Below are 17,223 nucleotides of genomic sequence, written 5' to 3'. Positions count from 1 at the left end.
TAATATCTTATAAATAAATTAACCATTACAAGGACGAATAACAATATTTTTAAAATATAGGCTTGGAAAATGGTTTATTCATAATGGGATTAAGGAAAATGTACATATTAAGATTATCATTTAAATTTTGAGAGTCAAAAGGAAGGAATGTCCGCATGAATGCAAAACTGATTGATTGGCCCACATTTATTGGTGCGTTGGTGGTTTTACTAGCGGTCACATTACCATTAATCTTCTTTCCAGAGGCAGGAGAAGCAGCAATTAATATGGCCAATAATTTCCTCACTGGAAAATTCGGGGTTCTCTATTTAGCACTCGGTTTATTCTCGTTAGTTTTTCTCCTTTATGTTGCATTTAGTAAATATGGGAAAATAAAATTAGGTAAGCGTGGAACCGAAAAGGAATTCGGCTCATTTTCTTGGGCAGCAATGCTGTTTTCTGCTGGAATTGGTGCGAGCATCCTCTACTGGGGGATGATTGAATGGGCCTACTATTATCAAGGGCCTCCCTTTGGTGTGACACCAGAAACAAAGGAAGCGATTGAACTAGCAGCAACCTATGGAATATTCCACTGGGGACCTATTGCCTGGGCGATTTATACAATCCCAGCTCTACCAATTGCATATTTTTATTTTGTACGAAAAAAACCAGTACTAAAAATAAGCGCTGCAACTCGACCAGTTATAGGACGACTAGCAGATGGACCAATCGGTACAATTATTGATGTGTTGTTTATTTTCGGGTTATTGGGTGGTGCTGGAACAACACTTGCGCTAGGAACACCAATGATTGCAGAAGGTGTTCACGATATTACTGGCATCCCAGTTAGCCTCGGTCTAAAGACAGGGATTATGGTGCTATGTACATGCATCTTTGCAGCAAGTGCCTATTCTGGGTTAAATAAGGGGATTAAGGTACTAAGCGATGTTAATATTTGGTTGGCAATCTTCATCTTAATCTTTATTTTTGTCTTTGGGCCTACTGTATTTATTAGCGAATCCACGTTTACAAGTCTAGGGGTTTTATTAGATAACTTCTTTCATATGGCTACTTGGTTAGAGCCTTTAGCACAAATCAAAGGTTATCCTGCAACCCATTTTCCAGAATCATGGACAATTTTCTATTGGGCTTGGTGGACAGTCTATGCTCCATTTGTAGGGTTATTTGTTGCCAGAATTTCATACGGTAGAACCATACGAGAGATGATTTTTGGTACTTTAATCTATGGTACACTAGGATGTATTTTGTTTTTCGGCATTTTAGGAAACTTTGGGCTTTACTTACAGCTCTCTGAATCCTTTGATGTCATTAATTTCATGAATGAAAATGGGGCATCTGCAACTATCATTGCAATCCTACATCAATTACCTATCTCAAGCTTTATAGTCATTGTTTTCACGATCCTAGCTATTATTTTTCTCTCTACCACCTTTGATTCAGCATCTTACATTTTAGCTGCTGTCGTTCAAAAACATGTCCCTGGTGGAGAAGCCATGCGTTGGAATCGTTTATTTTGGGCTTTCGCATTATTGTTATTACCACTTGTTTTAATGTTCTATGGAGATCTGGAGGCACTGCAAACCGCAAGTATTGTAGCTGGATTTCCAGTAATGTTTATCATGATATTACTGGGAATATCGTTTATCAAGGCTGCTGGCGAGGATATACGTGCACAAAAGGAATACCGTTCTCCTACCATCTATATTGACAGAAGAAACATAGAGAAAAAGACAAACACGCAGGACAAAGCGGACTAAAGAGGCTATTCATCCTTAGCCTCTTTTTCCTTTTATTAAATCTCCATAAACCATTCACTCCCCTTCTCCTATTCCATACTTTCCCTATGACTAAAATGATAGCTACACTCGAAACTCTATCCCCTAACTCACCTCTATCAGAAAAGATCATTCTAGATAGATTAAAGTAGCAATAAAAATTAGTACCAGGTAATAATTCCTACCAAAGATTCATTTATTTATTCCGAAAATTAATATAATATAAATTACAAATTAGTACTATTTAAGGAGGATAAAAAAATGGATGTGGGTGGAATTTTACAGGTTGTAGAGAACAGTAAGCTTATTCAGCCGGATGAGAATAAGGCAAAAGCAACTACTATTGGCTCACGAAAGGCATTCCAAGAATTACTGATTGCCTCACAAAAAAATCCTGAAGCCTTTTGGGACAATGTTGCTCGTGAATTAGTTTGGTATAAACCGTGGAAAAAAACCATGACAGGTCAGCTTCCCGATTTTCGCTTTTTTGAAGGCGGGATTAGTAATCCCTGTGTGAATCTAATAGATCGTCATGTTGAAGCTGGAGCTGGTAATCGCACCGCATTAATTTGGGAGGGTGAAAATGGTGATACCACATTTTTTACCTATAATATGTTATTAGCTGAAGTAAATCGCTTTGCAAATGCTCTAAAATCATTCGGTGTTTCCAAAGGAGATTGTGTTGCAATATACCTACCTAATTTAGCAGAGGCATTTATTGCTGTACTTGCATGTTTTCGTATTGGCGCAGTATACAACACCATTTTTTCCGGTTACTCTGAAAAATCATTAAAGGATAGATTAACAGCATTTGAACCGAAAGTAATGGTAACAGCAGATGCCACTCAGCGTCGTGGGAAGAAAATTTATTTAAAAGAAAAAGTGGATCAAGTTATTCCTGAAATACCTTCTGTAGAAGCAGTTATCGTTGTTAACCGCTTCAATACCGATATGGATATGCAGCCAGGAAGAGATTATTGGTGGGAAGAGCTAAGATTAAAAATGAGTATGACGTGCGAGCCAGAACATATAGAAGCTAATGAACCTGGAATTGTTTTTTATACTAGTGGGACAACTGGTAAGCCAAAAGGAGTGGTTCATTCTGGAATGGCATTTGTGATTCAAAACTATATATACGCAAAGTATCATATGGCACATCAAAAAGACGATGTATTTTGGTGTTCAGCAGATATCGGGTGGTTAACAATGCATATATGGGGAATTGCGGGTGCCCTTAGTAATGGTGTTACGACTGTCGTCTACGAGGGGGCACCCGACTATCCTACAAAGGATCGTTTTTATCAAATCATGGAAAAATATCGGGTAAATAAATTATTCACTGCTCCTACTGCATTACGGATGCTAAAGAGTCTTGGTAATGAAGTATTAAAAAAATTCGACCTTTCCTGCTTAGACGTAATATCTCTAGTTGGAGAACCGTTTGATCCAGAAACATGGCATTGGACCTATGAAACATTAGGTAAAAAACAAATCTCCGTAAACAATACATGGGGCCAAACAGAAACGGCAGGTTGTCCAATTGCAGGGGCTGCCTGGTTAACACCAATGAAACCTGGATCTGCTGGAGTCCAATTCTTAGGAGCAGATGTCGCTGTTGTCGATAATGATGGCAATCCTGTAAAGCCTGGGACATTAGGAAATCTTGTAATCCGCAAACCATTCCCTATGTTATGTCGAACGCTTTGGAAGGAGCCAGAGAGATATTACCAGGCTTACTTTAGTCAGGTAGAAGGCTGTTACTATGCCTCTGATTTAGCATTAATAGATAATGATGGCTATATTTGGGTAGTTGGTCGGTCTGATGATGCATTTAATGTTGCTGGTCACCGCTTAAGTACTATGGAAATGGAAAGTGCCGTGTTAGAAGTGGAAGGTGTATCTGAGGTGGCAGTGATTGGAATACCTGATTCGATTAAAGGAGAAGTTCCTGTCGTATTTGTCCGACTATCAGAAGGCTATGATGAGTCTCCTAGCCTTCATGAAAATATTAGTAAAAGTATTGTGGAACAAATTGGGGCAATCGCTAGACCTAAGGAAATTATTGTGGCAGAAGCATTACCGAAAACAGTAAGTGGAAAAATAATGCGACGACTACTAAAGGAAATAATTGTAAAAGGAACTGTAACAGGTGATATTACTGGACTAGAGGATCCATCGACAGTTAATATGTTACAAAACTCATTGGACGCACGTACAAAAATTTAGACTAAAAGCGGAACAGAGCTGCCTCTGTTCCGTTTATAATTAATATCTTACTGAGTTATTTACATTAATTAAACCATATTTCACATAAGTACCAACACCACTCATGGATGAAGCTGTATTTTGAATAGCTGCACGCACCTGTGAATTACTTCGATTTTGACCTTTTAGTAATGCTGCTTGACCAGCAACATACGGAGAAGCCATTGAAGTACCTGACATGTAAACATAACGGTTGCCAGGATATGTGGAAGCAATATCAACACCAGGCGCCATAACATCAACCCAAGTCCCCCAGTTAGAGAAGCTAGCCTTTCTATTATTGGAATCAACCGCTCCTACTGCAATAACATTTGCATATGAGGCTGGTTCAAATGTAGTGTTCACTCCATCGTTCCCAGCTGCGGCAACTAGTACAACACCCTTATTCCATGCATAATTAACAGCATTCTCTAATGTTTTTGTAGCGCAATCACAGCCAAGGGATAGGTTAATAACCTCAGCACCAGCGTCTGCAGCATAAATAATGCCATCAGCAATATTGGCTAGAGATCCACTTCCATTTGCATCCAATACGCGTACTGCTAGAATTTTTGTGTTTGGAGCCATTCCTGCAATACCAGTAGCATTATTGGTTTCAGCAGCTGCTATTCCTGCAACATGTGTGCCATGTCCGTTTTGATCCATTGGTGCCATATCATTTTGAACAAAGTCATAGCCACGAATAACCTTGCCATCTAAATCTGGATGATTATAATCAACCCCAGTATCTAGTACCGCAATCTCTTGATTGGAGCTACCCCGCGCTACATCCCAAGCTTGACTGGCATACGTATTGAATAACCCGTATTGGTAGCTAGGGCTGTAATATGGATCGTTTGGTGTCCATGTGGCGTGAAGTAAGTAATTAGGCTCTGCATACTCAACATTGGGATTGTTATTCAATGCCTTAACCACAGCATCAACATTCCCTACCTCAAGCACTAAGAACGGAGATTTAACAATATCCAGATCTGCTTTTACCTTTGCATTTACACTTTTAATCACATTTTCTTGCGATTGAACGGCAACCTTATCCTTGAATTTAACAATAACTTCACTTTTAACAAACTCTTCTTTTTCTACCGCTGGATTCGGATTGACATTAATGGAGAGTTTTTCTAACTTCCCATCATCTGCTTGAGCACTGCCCACAATTGGAAATAACAGCACTAGTGTTGCAAAAATTAACACACCTAACCAAGACTTCTTCATTAAGCTCCTCCTCTCATTCTTACATTTTTCATTATATTCGGAAAATTAAAGGTTGAAAATAAGCAAAGGAGCCTAAAAAAGTTGGGAAATGTGAGTAGACATATTGTGAAAGATTCAGGAAAAATTTCCTACAGAAATCGAATTGCGTTGAATATATAAAGGAATAGAAAAAAAAGTTAATTTCTATTCCAATGTTGACTATACTGTATATACAATTATTATTGGTGGTGAAATGAAGAATAATATGGAATACACCAAAACCTTTATCCGTCTATTAGATACAAATATATATTGTGAATACGTAATTCAGGATAAGCCTCCAATCATATTAATTCATGGCTTTGTTGCATCATCCTATACCTTCCATCGCTTAAAACCATTACTAGCTAATAATTTTTCGGTAATTGCTATAGACTTACCTGGTTTTGGAAAAAGTGAAAAATCAACATCCTTTATTTATTCGTTTAATAATTACGCTCATCTAGTTTTAGAGTGCTTGCACTACTTCTCTATAAAAGAAGCGTACATAGCCGGTCATTCAATGGGTGGGCAAATTGCACTGTATACTGCTAAAAGAGCTCCGAATAGGGTCAAGAGGTTAATACTTTTTAGTAGTTCAGGCTATCTACCAAGAGCTAGATCATTACTTATTTACTGTTCATATCTACCCTTTTTCCATTTACTTGCTAAGCAGAAAATCGGACCTCAAACGGTTATACAAAACTTAAAGAATGTTTTTTATGATCACTCACTTATAACCAATGATCAAATTGAGGAATATGGAAGGCCGCTTCAAGACAAAAATTTTTCGAAAGCACTAGTCAGACTATTACGCCATCGTGAAGGTGATTTACGAAGTGAAGAGCTGCAAAAGATTCATACCCCCACCCTCTTGCTTTGGGGCGAGGAAGACAGGGTTGTCCCCTTAACAATAGGAAAAAAATTAGTAAAGGACCTGCCAAACGCAAGGTTAATTTCATATGAACGAGCAGGTCATCTTATTACAGAAGAAAAACCACTGGAACTTTATCATCAAATACGCTTATTCACTTCTGATAAATAAGTTAAAATTTATTTTGTCTCGTTAAGTGTTACATAAGAAGCCCAGTACTTTTTGTGGCGTTTAGCATAATCTGTTAATAAAAATTAGCCATACTGGGGTGAACTATATGGGTGCAAGAAGGAATAGATTACCGGGACGCTTCGATATTGATATGACCCCTTTACATGACTTTATGAGGCAAATGGATTCCTTTTTCAACCAATCCTTTAAGCAAATGAATGAGCAATTTCAGTTAAAGCCATTCTGGGTAGATATGTATGAAAAGGATTCACACTTTGTTGTCAAAGCAGAGCTAGGAGATTATACGAAGGAACAGATTCAAATCGAAGCTTCAGGTAATCAGCTTCGTATTCGAGTAGATGATAATCGGATAATAAAAGAAGAAGATACGAAACAACAAACTCTATTTAGAAGACAAAGCTTCCATCGCAAGGAGCAAGTTGTTAACCTACCATTTGATATACCGCAAAACAAAATAAAAGCTTCATTCAAAAATCAAATCTTAACGATTACTATTCCTAAACCTGAAAGCATGAAAAGAAGATTAATAGAAATCGATGATTCCTAAAGAAAATCTAGTAAGGATTTGACCACCCTAGTCGAATCCTCTTTTCTTTTTTGTATTTAAACAACTTCACCCACCCTGCAAAACTTATAGCTTTCAAGATATTAAAAGGAGTGAAGCAATTGACTGTTATACGTACTGATAAATGGCTTGAAAAGGCATATCAAAAGCCCGATGAAATTTTTAAAAAGTTATCCAGTTATTTTGATAATGCTGACGAAAAGGATGTTGCAAAGTATTTAACACAGCATGGGATGTATTACAAACCAGTGCGTAATGGAGAAGCGTTGGTTGAATCATTACGAAAAAAGAATGTCTGGGGCATTGTTCAACAAGAAGAAGAAAAATTGTCGAAACTGTGGAAAGGTAATAATATACCGATTTTCATCTTTCCTTCTAATACCTATAACCGTCAAATAATGGAACAATACAATGGAAGATCTGGACTTTCTTTCCGTGATAAGTTATTTCTCTTTATTTCAGATATAAACAGCGAAAATGAAATAAGAGCACTCTTTACCCATGAATATAATCATTGTTGCCGCCTTGCTCATAACCCTAAAGATGAGAAGGACTATTCCCTATTAGATGTGATTGTATTAGAAGGCATGGCTGAACAAGCGGTTAATGAAAGATATGGCAAAGAGCTCCAAGCTCCATGGACGCAATATTATACACAGAAGGAAGCAGAAAAAATTTGGAAATCTATTGTGCAACCAAATGCTGACTTGCCAAAATCATCGCGTCGAGTTACTGAAATTCTTTATGGTAAAAAATTATTTCCTCATATGGCAGGATATTGTGTAGGTTACTATTTAGTTAATCGTTATTGCCAGCAGACTGGTAAGGAAAGCAAAGATTTATTATCGATACCCTCGGAAAAAATTGCTTTTATAGAAAAATAGGCAAATATACAGATTTACTTGTACCTAGGTGTATAACCCAAACACAATTATTTCTAGGTTCATATAGTATTAACAAACACTGATAATAAAAGTGTTTACCCGAGAAGAGCCAGACTAATTTTATATTGCTCTTCAAATTCTGAATAAATGTTAGGAGGGATTTTAGTATGTCATTTGGATACGGCTGTGGTTATGGCGGATACGGCTTCGGAGCTGGCTACGGATATGGCGGAGGATTTGCTTTGATTGTCGTGTTATTTATCCTTCTAATCATCGTAGGTGCTGCTTGGCTGTAATGTGAAACCATTACTCTTTTTCCACCTAAACTATCAACATGGCGGGGAAAAACTTCCCCGTCCTAGGTAGTTAAATTTCTGTACATTCAACCAACAAATGGATTAGATTTGTTACACCAGAAAATTCCCTAGAGGTGGGCTATAAATCGTTTATCCTAAAGGACATTTCATATCATATGTGAAATGTCCTTTTGAATTTCAATTGTACAAGAATTCTGCCCTGTTTCCACAAAAAATACATATTTTCTTGAACAATTTGTGAAGTATTTCTCAAACTATTGTACATTTTATCACATCGTAATAAGATATGATAACGGTACTTTGTGCCATAAAACTAAGTTCAAGTGAACTGTTGTCAATTTCATTATAGTTCAATCATTCTTTGAGAGGAGCGTAATCATGCGATTCAAATGGATAGTTTTTTCATCGTTGTTACTACTTACCACCATTTTAGCTGGCTGTGAGCCCTTGTTAGTATTAAATCCAAAAGGACCACAAGCTGAAACAACTGCATCCGTTATATGGATTTCTATTATTACTATGGCGTTCATTGTTATTATCGTCATAACATTATTAATCATCATGCTGGTCAAATATCGTGCAAGTAAGCAGCCAGATGATTATGAACCACCACATATAAAAGGAAATCCAATATTGGAAGCAATTATTGTAATTGTTCCAGTGTTAATTGTTACATTTTTATCAATAATGTCTGTTAAGTCCACTTATGAGGTAGAATCTGTTCCAGATGGGTATGAGGATCAAGATCCACTGATTATTTATGCTTCATCTTCTAACTGGAAATGGCATTTTAGTTATCCGGAACAGGATGTCGAGACAGTTAATTATGTCTTTTTCCCTACCAATCGCCCTGTTGAATTTCGTTTATACTCTTATGGGCCAATAACAAGCTTCTGGATACCTCAGCTTGCAGGTCAAAAGTATGCAATGGCTGATATGATAACTAAAATAAATCTCGTAGCAGAATCTCCAGGCGATTACATGGGAAGAAATGCAAATTTCAGTGGTAAAGGATTTGCTGAAAATACATTTACTGCTACTGCACTATCACCAGATGAATTTGATAAATGGGTGGGAGAGATTCATTCTACCGCAGAACCGCTTACGGAAGATGAATTCAATAAATTATTAGAACCTGGACATTTAGGAAAAATGACATTTACAGGAACTCATTTATCATTTGCGCCAGCTCCTGAAGGTGAAAATGCTGGTCATCATCACCATATGGAGTCAGATCAAGATCATAGTATGGAATCAGATCAGGATCATAGCGAGCATTCATCTCATTAAGACTATTCGTTCGCTTTCCAATTAAGAAACTATAATTCTAAGAATCAATTATCTTAGAGAGGAGTAAAAAAGATGGAATTCTTTGAACGGTTTGCTATTCCAAATGCTAGTCCTTTAATCTATGCATCAATGGTAGCGATTGGTCTAACGGTTGTTGCCATCGTAATAGGACTTACCTATTTTAAAAAATGGGGTTATCTTTGGAAAGAATGGCTAACCACAGTTGATCATAAACGTATTGGAATTATGTATATCATATCTGCACTATTAATGTTATTCCGAGGTGGAGTAGATGCTGTCATGATGCGTCTACAGACAGCTGTACCGGATAATAGCTTTTTAGATGCACAGCACTATAATGAGGTATTTACTACACATGGAGTAGTCATGATCATGTTCATGGCGATGGCTTTTATCATTGGTATGATGAACTTTGTAGTACCACTTCAAATTGGAGCACGTGATGTAGCATTTCCTCGTTTAAATGCGATTAGTTTTTGGTTATATTTTACTGGGGCAATGCTCTTTAATATATCATTTGTTATCGGCGGATCACCTGATGCTGGCTGGACTAATTACTTCCCACTAGCTGGAACCGACTTTAGTGAAACTGTCGGGATTAATTATTATATGTGGGCACTTCAAATATCAGGTATTGGTACTTTGATGACTGGAATTAACTTCATTGTTACCATTATTAAGATGAGAGCACCTGGAATGAAATTAATGAAAATGCCAATGTTTACATGGGCATCCCTTATTACAAATGCTATTATTGTGTTTGCATTCCCAGTGCTTACAATCGCCCTATTAATGGGAACCTTTGACCGTCAATTTGGTACACATTTCTTCGCGTCTACCAATGGCGGAATGGATATGCTTTGGGCAAACCTTTTCTGGGTATGGGGACATCCTGAGGTATATATATTAATTTTACCTGCATTTGGTGTATATAGTGAGGTTATTAGTACCTTCTCTGGAAGAAATCTATATGGCTATAAATCTATGGTTGCATCGATGGTTCTTATATCATTTATGTCCTTCCTAGTATGGGTACACCACTTCTTTACCATGGGACATGGTGCACTTGTAAATGGAATTTTCTCTATTACAACCATGGCTATCGCAGTTCCAACTGGTATTAAAATATTTAACTGGTTACTGACCATGTGGAAAGGAAAAATTCGCTTTACCGTACCAATGCTCTACTCTGTTGGATTTATTCCTTTATTCACCATCGGTGGAGTAACAGGTGTAATGCTTGCAATTGCGAGTGCCGATTATCAATATCATAATACGATGTTTCTTGTAGCACATTTCCATAATGTTATTATTCCAGGTGTTGTATTTGCGATGCTTGCCGGCCTAACCTACTGGTGGCCAAAGATGTTTGGTTTTATGCTAAATGAACGTATTGGAAAATGGGGATTTTGGTTTTTAAGTATTGGTTTCTGTTTAGCCTTCTTCCCAATGTATATAACAGGATTAGACGGTCAAGCACGTCGTATGTACACGTACTCAGCAGAAACTGGTTTTGGACCACTTAATATGGTCTCCTTCATAGGAGCAGGATTAATGGCAATTGCCTTCATTCTAATTGTGTACAATGTGTATTACAGCTTCCGTCATTCGCCAAGAAATGTTGGGCAAGATCCATGGAATGCGCGTTCATTAGAGTGGGCAACTCCAAACCCAGTTCCACATTATAACTTTGCTGTTGACCCAGTGGTTAATTCATCAGAGGCTTTCTGGGATGCAAAGAAAAATGGACATGTACTATTCCCAGAAAAAATCAAAAAGATTCATATGCCTAACAATAGCGGTTTACCAATTATTTTGGCAGGATTCTTCTTTATCTTTGGATTTTCATTCGTCTTTAGCATATGGGTTGGAGTCATTATTGCAGCTTTAGGAATTATCGGTTGCTTGGCATATCGATCTTTTGAAAAAGACCCGGGACACTATATTTCTCGAGAAGAAATACTAGAGACCGAAAAGAAATTAGGAGGTGCTTCTAATGAAAATTGATCATTCGCAGCCTCTTGAATATAGTACCCAGCAAAACCAAATGAATATATTAGGCTTCTGGATATTCTTGGGTGCTGAAATTATGTTATTTGGAACTCTATTCGCATCATATTTCACACTTAACAATGGTGTTGGATCTGGTCCATCTGGCTCTGAGGTATTTGAAATTACACCAGTGCTATTAGAAACAATCATATTGTTAACAAGTAGCTTTACCATTGGGCTAGCAACACACGCAATGCGAATTAATAATAAAAAAGCAACTTTAGCATTTTTAGCTATTACCCTACTTCTTGGATTATCCTTTCTAGGTGTAGAGGTCTATGAGTTTATCAATTATTATCACGAAGGACTAACCTTACAAACTAGTGCATTTTCAGCAATGTTATTGTTGACATTAGGTACCCATGGTGCACACGTTACCTTTGGTTTATTCTGGGGACTATTTATATTCCTTCAGATAAAAAAACAAGGATTCACAGTAGGCACTACAAATAAGTCCTTTATTTTCTCACTGTACTGGCATTTTCTAGATGTTGTTTGGATCTTTATATTCAGCTTCATCTATTTGAAAGGAATGATGTAGGATGAGAGAACTATTTCCTGCAAAACAGGTAATGGGATTTATTTTCTCCCTTGTTCTAACGGCTATTGCACTGAGCGTTTATTTTACAGATATGTCATTTCAAGTTGGTATGACAATATTGCTTATAACTGCTTTTATTCAAGCAGCATTACAGTTAGTATTTTTTATGCACGCTGGAGAGTCACAGGATAAAAATGCGATCTATACGGGTATCTATTATGGTATTGCCATTGCTTTAGTAACTGTTTTTGGTACACTCCTAACTTTAATATGGGGTTATATGTAAATAAGAGCTCTGTCATAAGACAGAGCTCTTATTTTATAAAAAAGTCTTTTGTTTATGCTTTTCCACCACTTCTTCTGTCGCTACCAAGAAGATTCCCATGATGAAAATAAACACTCCACCCATTGTTATCCCAATTCCTATCCCGATTAGAGCGCTTACATTATTAACAAACAAGCCATAAATAAATAATAAAAGACCAATGGTTATTAAAATACCACTAATAAAGCTTACTGCCCTCAAAATCTTTGATGGATTCATAGTAAACCATCCCCCTCTACATCTATATTATTCATTTGTTCACATTTTTGTCAAATTCTTTTTTCAATAACATTATATTAAGTTTTGTAGAAAACAGTTATAAAGTAGAGTTTTGAAAAAATTATTTATATTTTTTGAAACTTCCTATACAATAGAATCGTATAGTAGGTAATCGGAATTTCGAATCAATAGATAGGATGATGCAAATGACATTATTTGGGGTGGATATTCAGACGATTTACTTGGGTTCACTAATCATTTTTGGATGCCTTACTGTTTTATATCTTTTCTTCGGGGATATAATGGATGGGATTAGTGAAGGTATTCCATTTTTTAATCCAACTCTACTATTAGCCTTCATTGTTTTCTTATCCTCTTCTGGGTATGTTTTAGAGCTAGTTACACCAATGTCAAGTACAGCAATTCTCCTGATTTCTCTCGCTTTTGCTTTTATCATGAGTGCTTTACTCCATTTCTTCGTATTAATTCCACTATCATCAGCAGAGGAATCTATTGCCTTTACCGAAGAATCTTTAAAAGGGAGAGTTGGAAAGGTAATTATTTCCGTACCTATGGATGGATTTGGTGAAGTTGTTATCGATGGAAAGAGCGGGATGGTTACACGACCTGCAACGAGTTATGAAAACAAGCCAATTCCAGAAGGTACAGAGGTTTTAGTTCTAGAAATCAAGGATAGGGTATTATATGTCATTCCATATGATCTAGATTCCGAGATGTCTTTATCCTAATACGGTTATATAAGTCGTATTTAATTTTTTACAAGGGGGATTTTGAATGGATTTAGGTATTATTAGTGGCTTTACCATCCTCATCGCAATCGCTGTTTTTCTGGTCATTGCACTTATTGCAGTCTTTGTTAAGAAATACCGTACTGCTGGTCCGGATGAGGCATTAATTGTGACAGGAAGCTATTTAGGTAATGGTAAAACAGTACATACAGACGAATCAGGTAACAAGATCAAAATTATTCGTGGTGGCGGTACCTTCGTTCTGCCAGTATTCCAACAAGCCGAACCTTTAAGTCTACTATCTAGCAAACTAGATGTTACAACTCCTGAAGTATATACAGAACAAGGTGTACCAGTAATGGCTGATGGTACAGCTATCATTAAAATTGGTGGAACTGTAAATGAAATAGCTACTGCTGCAGAGCAATTCTTAGGTAAAACGAAAGAGGACCGTGAAAGTGAGGCAAAGGAAGTTCTTGAAGGTCATCTTCGTTCTATCCTCGGTTCTATGACAGTTGAAGAGATCTATAAAAATCGAGACAAGTTCTCACAAGAAGTGCAACGTGTCGCGTCCCAGGACTTAGCGAAAATGGGATTAAATATCGTTTCCTTTACAATTAAGGATGTTCGTGATAAGAACGGATACCTCGACTCTTTAGGAAAGCCGCGTATCGCACAAGTTAGACGTGACGCAGATATAGCTACAGCAGAAGCTGATAAAGAAACTCGAATCAAACAAGCAGAAGCTGATAAAGAAGCGAAGAAGGCTGAACTAGAGCGTGCTACTGAGGTTGCTGAAGCAGAAAAAGAAAACCAATTAAAAACTGCTGAATTTAGACGAGAGCAAGATATTGCTAAGGCTCGAGCAGACCAAGCATATGATTTAGAAACCGCACGTGCTAAACAAGAAGTAACTGAACAAGAGATGCAAATTAAGATTATTGAACGTCAAAAGCAAATCGAACTAGAAGAAAAAGAAATCTTACGTCGTGAAAAGCAATATGACTCAGAGGTTAAAAAGAAAGCCGATGCAGACCGATATGCAGTTGAGCAAGCTGCGATTGCTGATAAAACAAAACAAATAGCATCCGCTGATGCAAATCAATATCGAATTGAGTCTGAGGCAAAAGCTCAAGCTGAGAAGATTCGTGTCGACGGTTTGGCGAAAGCAGAAGCACAACGTGCACAGGGTGAATCGGAAGCTGAAATCATTCGTCTGAAGGGTCTTGCGGAAGCTGAGGCTAAGCGTAAAATTGCTGAAGCATTTGAACAATATGGTCAGGCAGCAGTTCTAGATATGGTTGTCCGTATGCTTCCACAGTATGCGAAAGAAATTGCTAGTCCATTAGGAAATATCGATAAAATTACAGTTGTGGATACAGGCGGTAACGGAAAAGATGGAGGTGCAAATAAAGTCACTAGTTATGCTACTGACTTAATGGCATCTCTACAGGAAACCTTAAAAGCCTCCTCAGGAATTGATGTCAAAGAGCTTTTAGAAGGATTAGTTGGTAATAATAAATTACAAGTAGCTGATCGCGACGGTCTGTCCTTTGAACTTAAAGAAACAAAACCAGTTCAGGATGAAACACCTAAAGTAATAGTAGAAGAAGAAATAACGAAATAATAAAGAAAGGCAAAGGAACAACGAGATGTTCGTTCCTTTGCCTTTCTCTATTGTTTTTTTATTCTTCGACCACATCCACATCCAGATTTTTTCAACCTCTTTTGTTGTGGTTTTGATGTGGAGGTATGATTAGTTTCCTTGACTTCTTTGTTCATATGCAACCTCCTTTATAAATCCGGATTAATCTATCAATCGCTGTAAAATTGCCTCACAGATTCCAGCTGCACCAGCAACAGCTAAAAGAACAATTAATACTTCCCCACCAACTGGCCAAAGTAAATAGACGACAATTAAAATTGCTGTACACCATATTCCTGTACACCAATAGCAGCTCAATAGCTCACCTATCCAATGTCGTAATCCCTTCCCCTTTATTTCAATAAAGGTTATTACATCACCATTCGAGTCCACTTCTTCAACTTCTTTATGAAAAGGCTGCCGTATAAATCGTGTTATCTTATCATAAACAATCAGCCTAGTTAATCGAAAGGAAGCAAATACTAATAAGATAAAATCAAACCAACCGTTGATCATTCAGGTCATCCTTATTATTTAATCTATTTGGATTCATAAAATAGTATATTTTTATTCCAATCGTAATGTCACTGTAAAATGCCTATGTCTATAGAAATTCTCTATAACTACTAAATTATTTCTAATTTTAGGGCGGCTATTTGGTCGGATTCTGGATGAAATGACACAGTTCCTCTCACACTATAATCTCCTTCATTTGTTTGGACAAAGAAGTTATAGTTTTCAGTTACGAATGAAGATGTGTCTTCCGTTTTTCCGAGAAAATCATATCCCCTTACATTGGCTTGTGAAAAAGCAGTTTGAACAATTTCCTGTAGGTATTCACCCTTTCTTCCTTCTTCTTCATCTCGAACCGGTTCAATTTCGATATGAAGAATTCCCTGATTTGGATTTGCACCTAACGCTTCAAATGCTCTTCGATGTAAATTTATTCGATTATTTGGAAAGCCATGTACAGTATCGACAACAGTAGCATTAATTGCTTTACCGTTTTCCGGATTTCGCACCCGAATCCTTTGACCACATGTATAAGGTGAATTATTCCCGACAGCAACAGTCATATAATTATTTGTTGACCAAGAAAATCCACATTGAGTACTCTCTCCCCCCATCGTCCACGTCGCCTCACCACTGATTCGTTGAATCTCGTCTGTAGGTATTGGCTCTGGCACTCGATAGGCTGGGACTGGATAAACTGGATAAGGATAGTACCCATAATAATAATTTGGTTGCTGATAATACATTTCATATCCCCCTTGATGTTAACATTGTTTATTTTGTTTGGAGTTATGTTATAAAAGGACATTTATCGCCCTACCATACAAACATATGTCAAAATAAGGTTGACCTGTTACAACCATTTCACGTATAGAAAATTTACCTCATCAAAAACTAAAGAAAACGAAAAGGATGTTTTGCGATGCGCGAATATACACTATTCGTAAACGAGGCAACTACGGAACCAAATATTTATAGAATGGAAGAGATTCTAAATCAACTTACAGGGGTTGAGAGGGTATTAGTAGATACCAATGATGGTGAGGTCAAAATAGAGTATGATGAAAAATTACTGTCGGAGGATACTATTGTAATGACACTAATAGAGAATAATTTTACAATTCTTCCATAACAGAAGAGCAGTATAGCATAAATTACATCTAAAACAGACATGCACATCATTCATATTAATTTCTCCTACAATAAAACACTCTGGGAAATTTTTAAACCCTTTAATATTGTACCGAAAATCAACTTTCCGGTAAATTTACCAGCGAAAACTTGCTCCCTTATCGCTTCAGAAACAAAGGTTAATTTACATTCATTATCTCTTCACAATAAGTTACTATGGATTATCTCTTGATATAAAACTTAGTGCCAGCGCAGGTATACTTGCTTTGATTACCGTTTTTCTATGGATGAGTTGATTTTTGGGAAGCAATATGCACTTTGATTACCGTTTTTTATGGATGAGCTGATTTTTGGGAAGCAATATGTACTTTGGTTACCATTTCTCATGGATGAACTGGTTTTTGGGGCGCAATATGTGCTTTGGTTACCGTTTTCTATGGATGAGCTGATTTTTGGGGCGCAATATGTGCTTTGGTTACCGATTTTCTTGGCTGGACTGATTTTCGGGAAGCAATATGTGCTTTGGTTACCGTTTTTCTTGGCTGAGCTGATATTTGGGAAGCAATATGTGCTTTGGTTATCATTTCTCATAGATGAACTGGTTTTGGGGAAGCTATATGCACTTTGATTACCGA

Annotated in this window: 18 protein-coding genes; 14 read left to right on the top strand and 4 right to left on the bottom strand. The window is 37.1% G+C overall.

Annotated elements, in window-relative coordinates; translation table 11 throughout:
- Positions 1 to 155 precede the first annotated feature (155 nt).
- Together KI338_RS02840 and KI338_RS02835 are read left to right on the top strand one after the other, a co-directional pair.
- A complete protein-coding gene (locus KI338_RS02840) occupies positions 156 to 1,757 on the top strand; it encodes a BCCT family transporter (protein WP_212919445.1) in 1,602 nt (533 codons plus the stop codon).
- 279 nt (positions 1,758 to 2,036) lie between these two features.
- Positions 2,037 to 4,001, top strand: a complete 1,965-nt coding sequence (locus tag KI338_RS02835; protein ID WP_212919444.1) for an acetate--CoA ligase — start codon at positions 2,037 to 2,039, stop codon at positions 3,999 to 4,001.
- A 39-nt stretch (positions 4,002 to 4,040) separates the two neighbouring features.
- Here KI338_RS02835 and KI338_RS02830 read toward each other — a convergent pair whose 3' ends face one another.
- A complete protein-coding gene (locus KI338_RS02830) occupies positions 4,041 to 5,252 on the bottom strand; it encodes a S8 family peptidase (RefSeq protein ID WP_212919443.1) in 1,212 nt (403 codons plus the stop codon).
- 232 nt (positions 5,253 to 5,484) lie between these two features.
- Between KI338_RS02830 and KI338_RS02825 the strand changes: the two genes are divergently transcribed.
- The 8 genes from KI338_RS02825 (at position 5,485) to qoxD (ending at position 12,292) form a co-directional block, all read left to right on the top strand.
- Positions 5,485 to 6,315, top strand: coding sequence for an alpha/beta fold hydrolase (locus tag KI338_RS02825; RefSeq protein ID WP_244853309.1), 831 nt, complete (start codon positions 5,485 to 5,487; stop codon positions 6,313 to 6,315).
- Between the two features lie 106 nt (positions 6,316 to 6,421).
- On the top strand, positions 6,422 to 6,883 hold the full coding sequence (locus tag KI338_RS02820) for an Hsp20/alpha crystallin family protein (protein WP_212919442.1): 462 nt from the start codon (positions 6,422 to 6,424) through the stop codon (positions 6,881 to 6,883).
- Positions 6,884 to 6,993: 110 nt separating this feature from the next.
- Positions 6,994 to 7,785, top strand: a complete 792-nt coding sequence (locus KI338_RS02815; RefSeq protein ID WP_244853306.1) for a DUF2268 domain-containing putative Zn-dependent protease — start codon at positions 6,994 to 6,996, stop codon at positions 7,783 to 7,785.
- A 167-nt stretch (positions 7,786 to 7,952) separates the two neighbouring features.
- Complete coding sequence (locus KI338_RS02810) at positions 7,953 to 8,081, top strand: YjcZ family sporulation protein (protein WP_212919440.1); 129 nt, start codon at positions 7,953 to 7,955, stop codon at positions 8,079 to 8,081.
- A gap of 399 nt (positions 8,082 to 8,480) precedes the next feature.
- Positions 8,481 to 9,392: a cytochrome aa3 quinol oxidase subunit II gene (gene qoxA / locus KI338_RS02805; protein WP_212919439.1), complete on the top strand. Its 912-nt coding sequence runs from the start codon at positions 8,481 to 8,483 to the stop codon at positions 9,390 to 9,392.
- Positions 9,393 to 9,464: 72 nt separating this feature from the next.
- Positions 9,465 to 11,420, top strand: a complete 1,956-nt coding sequence (gene qoxB, locus KI338_RS02800) for a cytochrome aa3 quinol oxidase subunit I (protein WP_212919438.1) — start codon at positions 9,465 to 9,467, stop codon at positions 11,418 to 11,420.
- Positions 11,410 to 12,006, top strand: a complete 597-nt coding sequence (locus KI338_RS02795) for a cytochrome (ubi)quinol oxidase subunit III (RefSeq protein ID WP_212919437.1) — start codon at positions 11,410 to 11,412, stop codon at positions 12,004 to 12,006. Before qoxB ends, KI338_RS02795 begins: the two co-directional genes overlap by 11 nt.
- 1 nt (position 12,007) lies before the next feature.
- Positions 12,008 to 12,292 (top strand): cytochrome aa3 quinol oxidase subunit IV, encoded by a 285-nt coding sequence (gene qoxD, locus KI338_RS02790; protein ID WP_212919436.1) that lies wholly within the window; start codon positions 12,008 to 12,010, stop codon positions 12,290 to 12,292.
- A gap of 33 nt (positions 12,293 to 12,325) precedes the next feature.
- On the opposite strand, the gene KI338_RS02785 is transcribed toward qoxD, so the two are convergent.
- Positions 12,326 to 12,550, bottom strand: a complete 225-nt coding sequence (locus tag KI338_RS02785; RefSeq protein WP_212919435.1) for a hypothetical protein — start codon at positions 12,548 to 12,550, stop codon at positions 12,326 to 12,328.
- A gap of 206 nt (positions 12,551 to 12,756) precedes the next feature.
- Between KI338_RS02785 and KI338_RS02780 the strand changes: the two genes are divergently transcribed.
- Both KI338_RS02780 and floT read left to right on the top strand, forming a co-directional pair.
- Positions 12,757 to 13,299, top strand: a complete 543-nt coding sequence (locus KI338_RS02780) for an NfeD family protein (protein WP_212919434.1) — start codon at positions 12,757 to 12,759, stop codon at positions 13,297 to 13,299.
- 46 nt (positions 13,300 to 13,345) lie between these two features.
- Complete coding sequence (floT, locus tag KI338_RS02775) at positions 13,346 to 14,926, top strand: flotillin lipid rafts scaffold protein FloT (protein ID WP_212919433.1); 1,581 nt, start codon at positions 13,346 to 13,348, stop codon at positions 14,924 to 14,926.
- Positions 14,927 to 15,106: 180 nt separating this feature from the next.
- Here the strand turns inward: floT and KI338_RS02770 are convergent, their stop codons facing one another.
- Together KI338_RS02770 and KI338_RS02765 are read right to left on the bottom strand one after the other, a co-directional pair.
- On the bottom strand, positions 15,107 to 15,460 hold the full coding sequence (locus KI338_RS02770) for a DUF1360 domain-containing protein (protein WP_212919432.1): 354 nt from the start codon (positions 15,458 to 15,460) through the stop codon (positions 15,107 to 15,109).
- A gap of 110 nt (positions 15,461 to 15,570) precedes the next feature.
- Positions 15,571 to 16,203: an RlpA-like double-psi beta-barrel domain-containing protein gene (locus KI338_RS02765; RefSeq protein ID WP_212919431.1), complete on the bottom strand. Its 633-nt coding sequence runs from the start codon at positions 16,201 to 16,203 to the stop codon at positions 15,571 to 15,573.
- Between the two features lie 176 nt (positions 16,204 to 16,379).
- Between KI338_RS02765 and KI338_RS02760 the strand changes: the two genes are divergently transcribed.
- Together KI338_RS02760 and KI338_RS02755 are read left to right on the top strand one after the other, a co-directional pair.
- The gene (locus KI338_RS02760; RefSeq protein WP_212919430.1) at positions 16,380 to 16,589 is read left to right on the top strand and encodes a hypothetical protein; all 210 of its coding nucleotides are present in this window, start codon (positions 16,380 to 16,382) and stop codon (positions 16,587 to 16,589) included.
- Positions 16,590 to 16,922: 333 nt separating this feature from the next.
- Positions 16,923 to 17,216: a hypothetical protein gene (locus KI338_RS02755; RefSeq protein WP_212919429.1), complete on the top strand. Its 294-nt coding sequence runs from the start codon at positions 16,923 to 16,925 to the stop codon at positions 17,214 to 17,216.
- Positions 17,217 to 17,223: the final 7 nt, after the last annotated feature.

Source organism: Ornithinibacillus bavariensis, assembly GCF_018333235.1.
GTDB classification, from domain to species: Bacteria; Bacillota; Bacilli; order Bacillales; family Amphibacillaceae; genus Ornithinibacillus; species Ornithinibacillus bavariensis.
The sequence above is the reverse complement of the archived record's forward strand: the minus strand, read 5'-3'. Positions and strand labels throughout refer to the sequence as shown.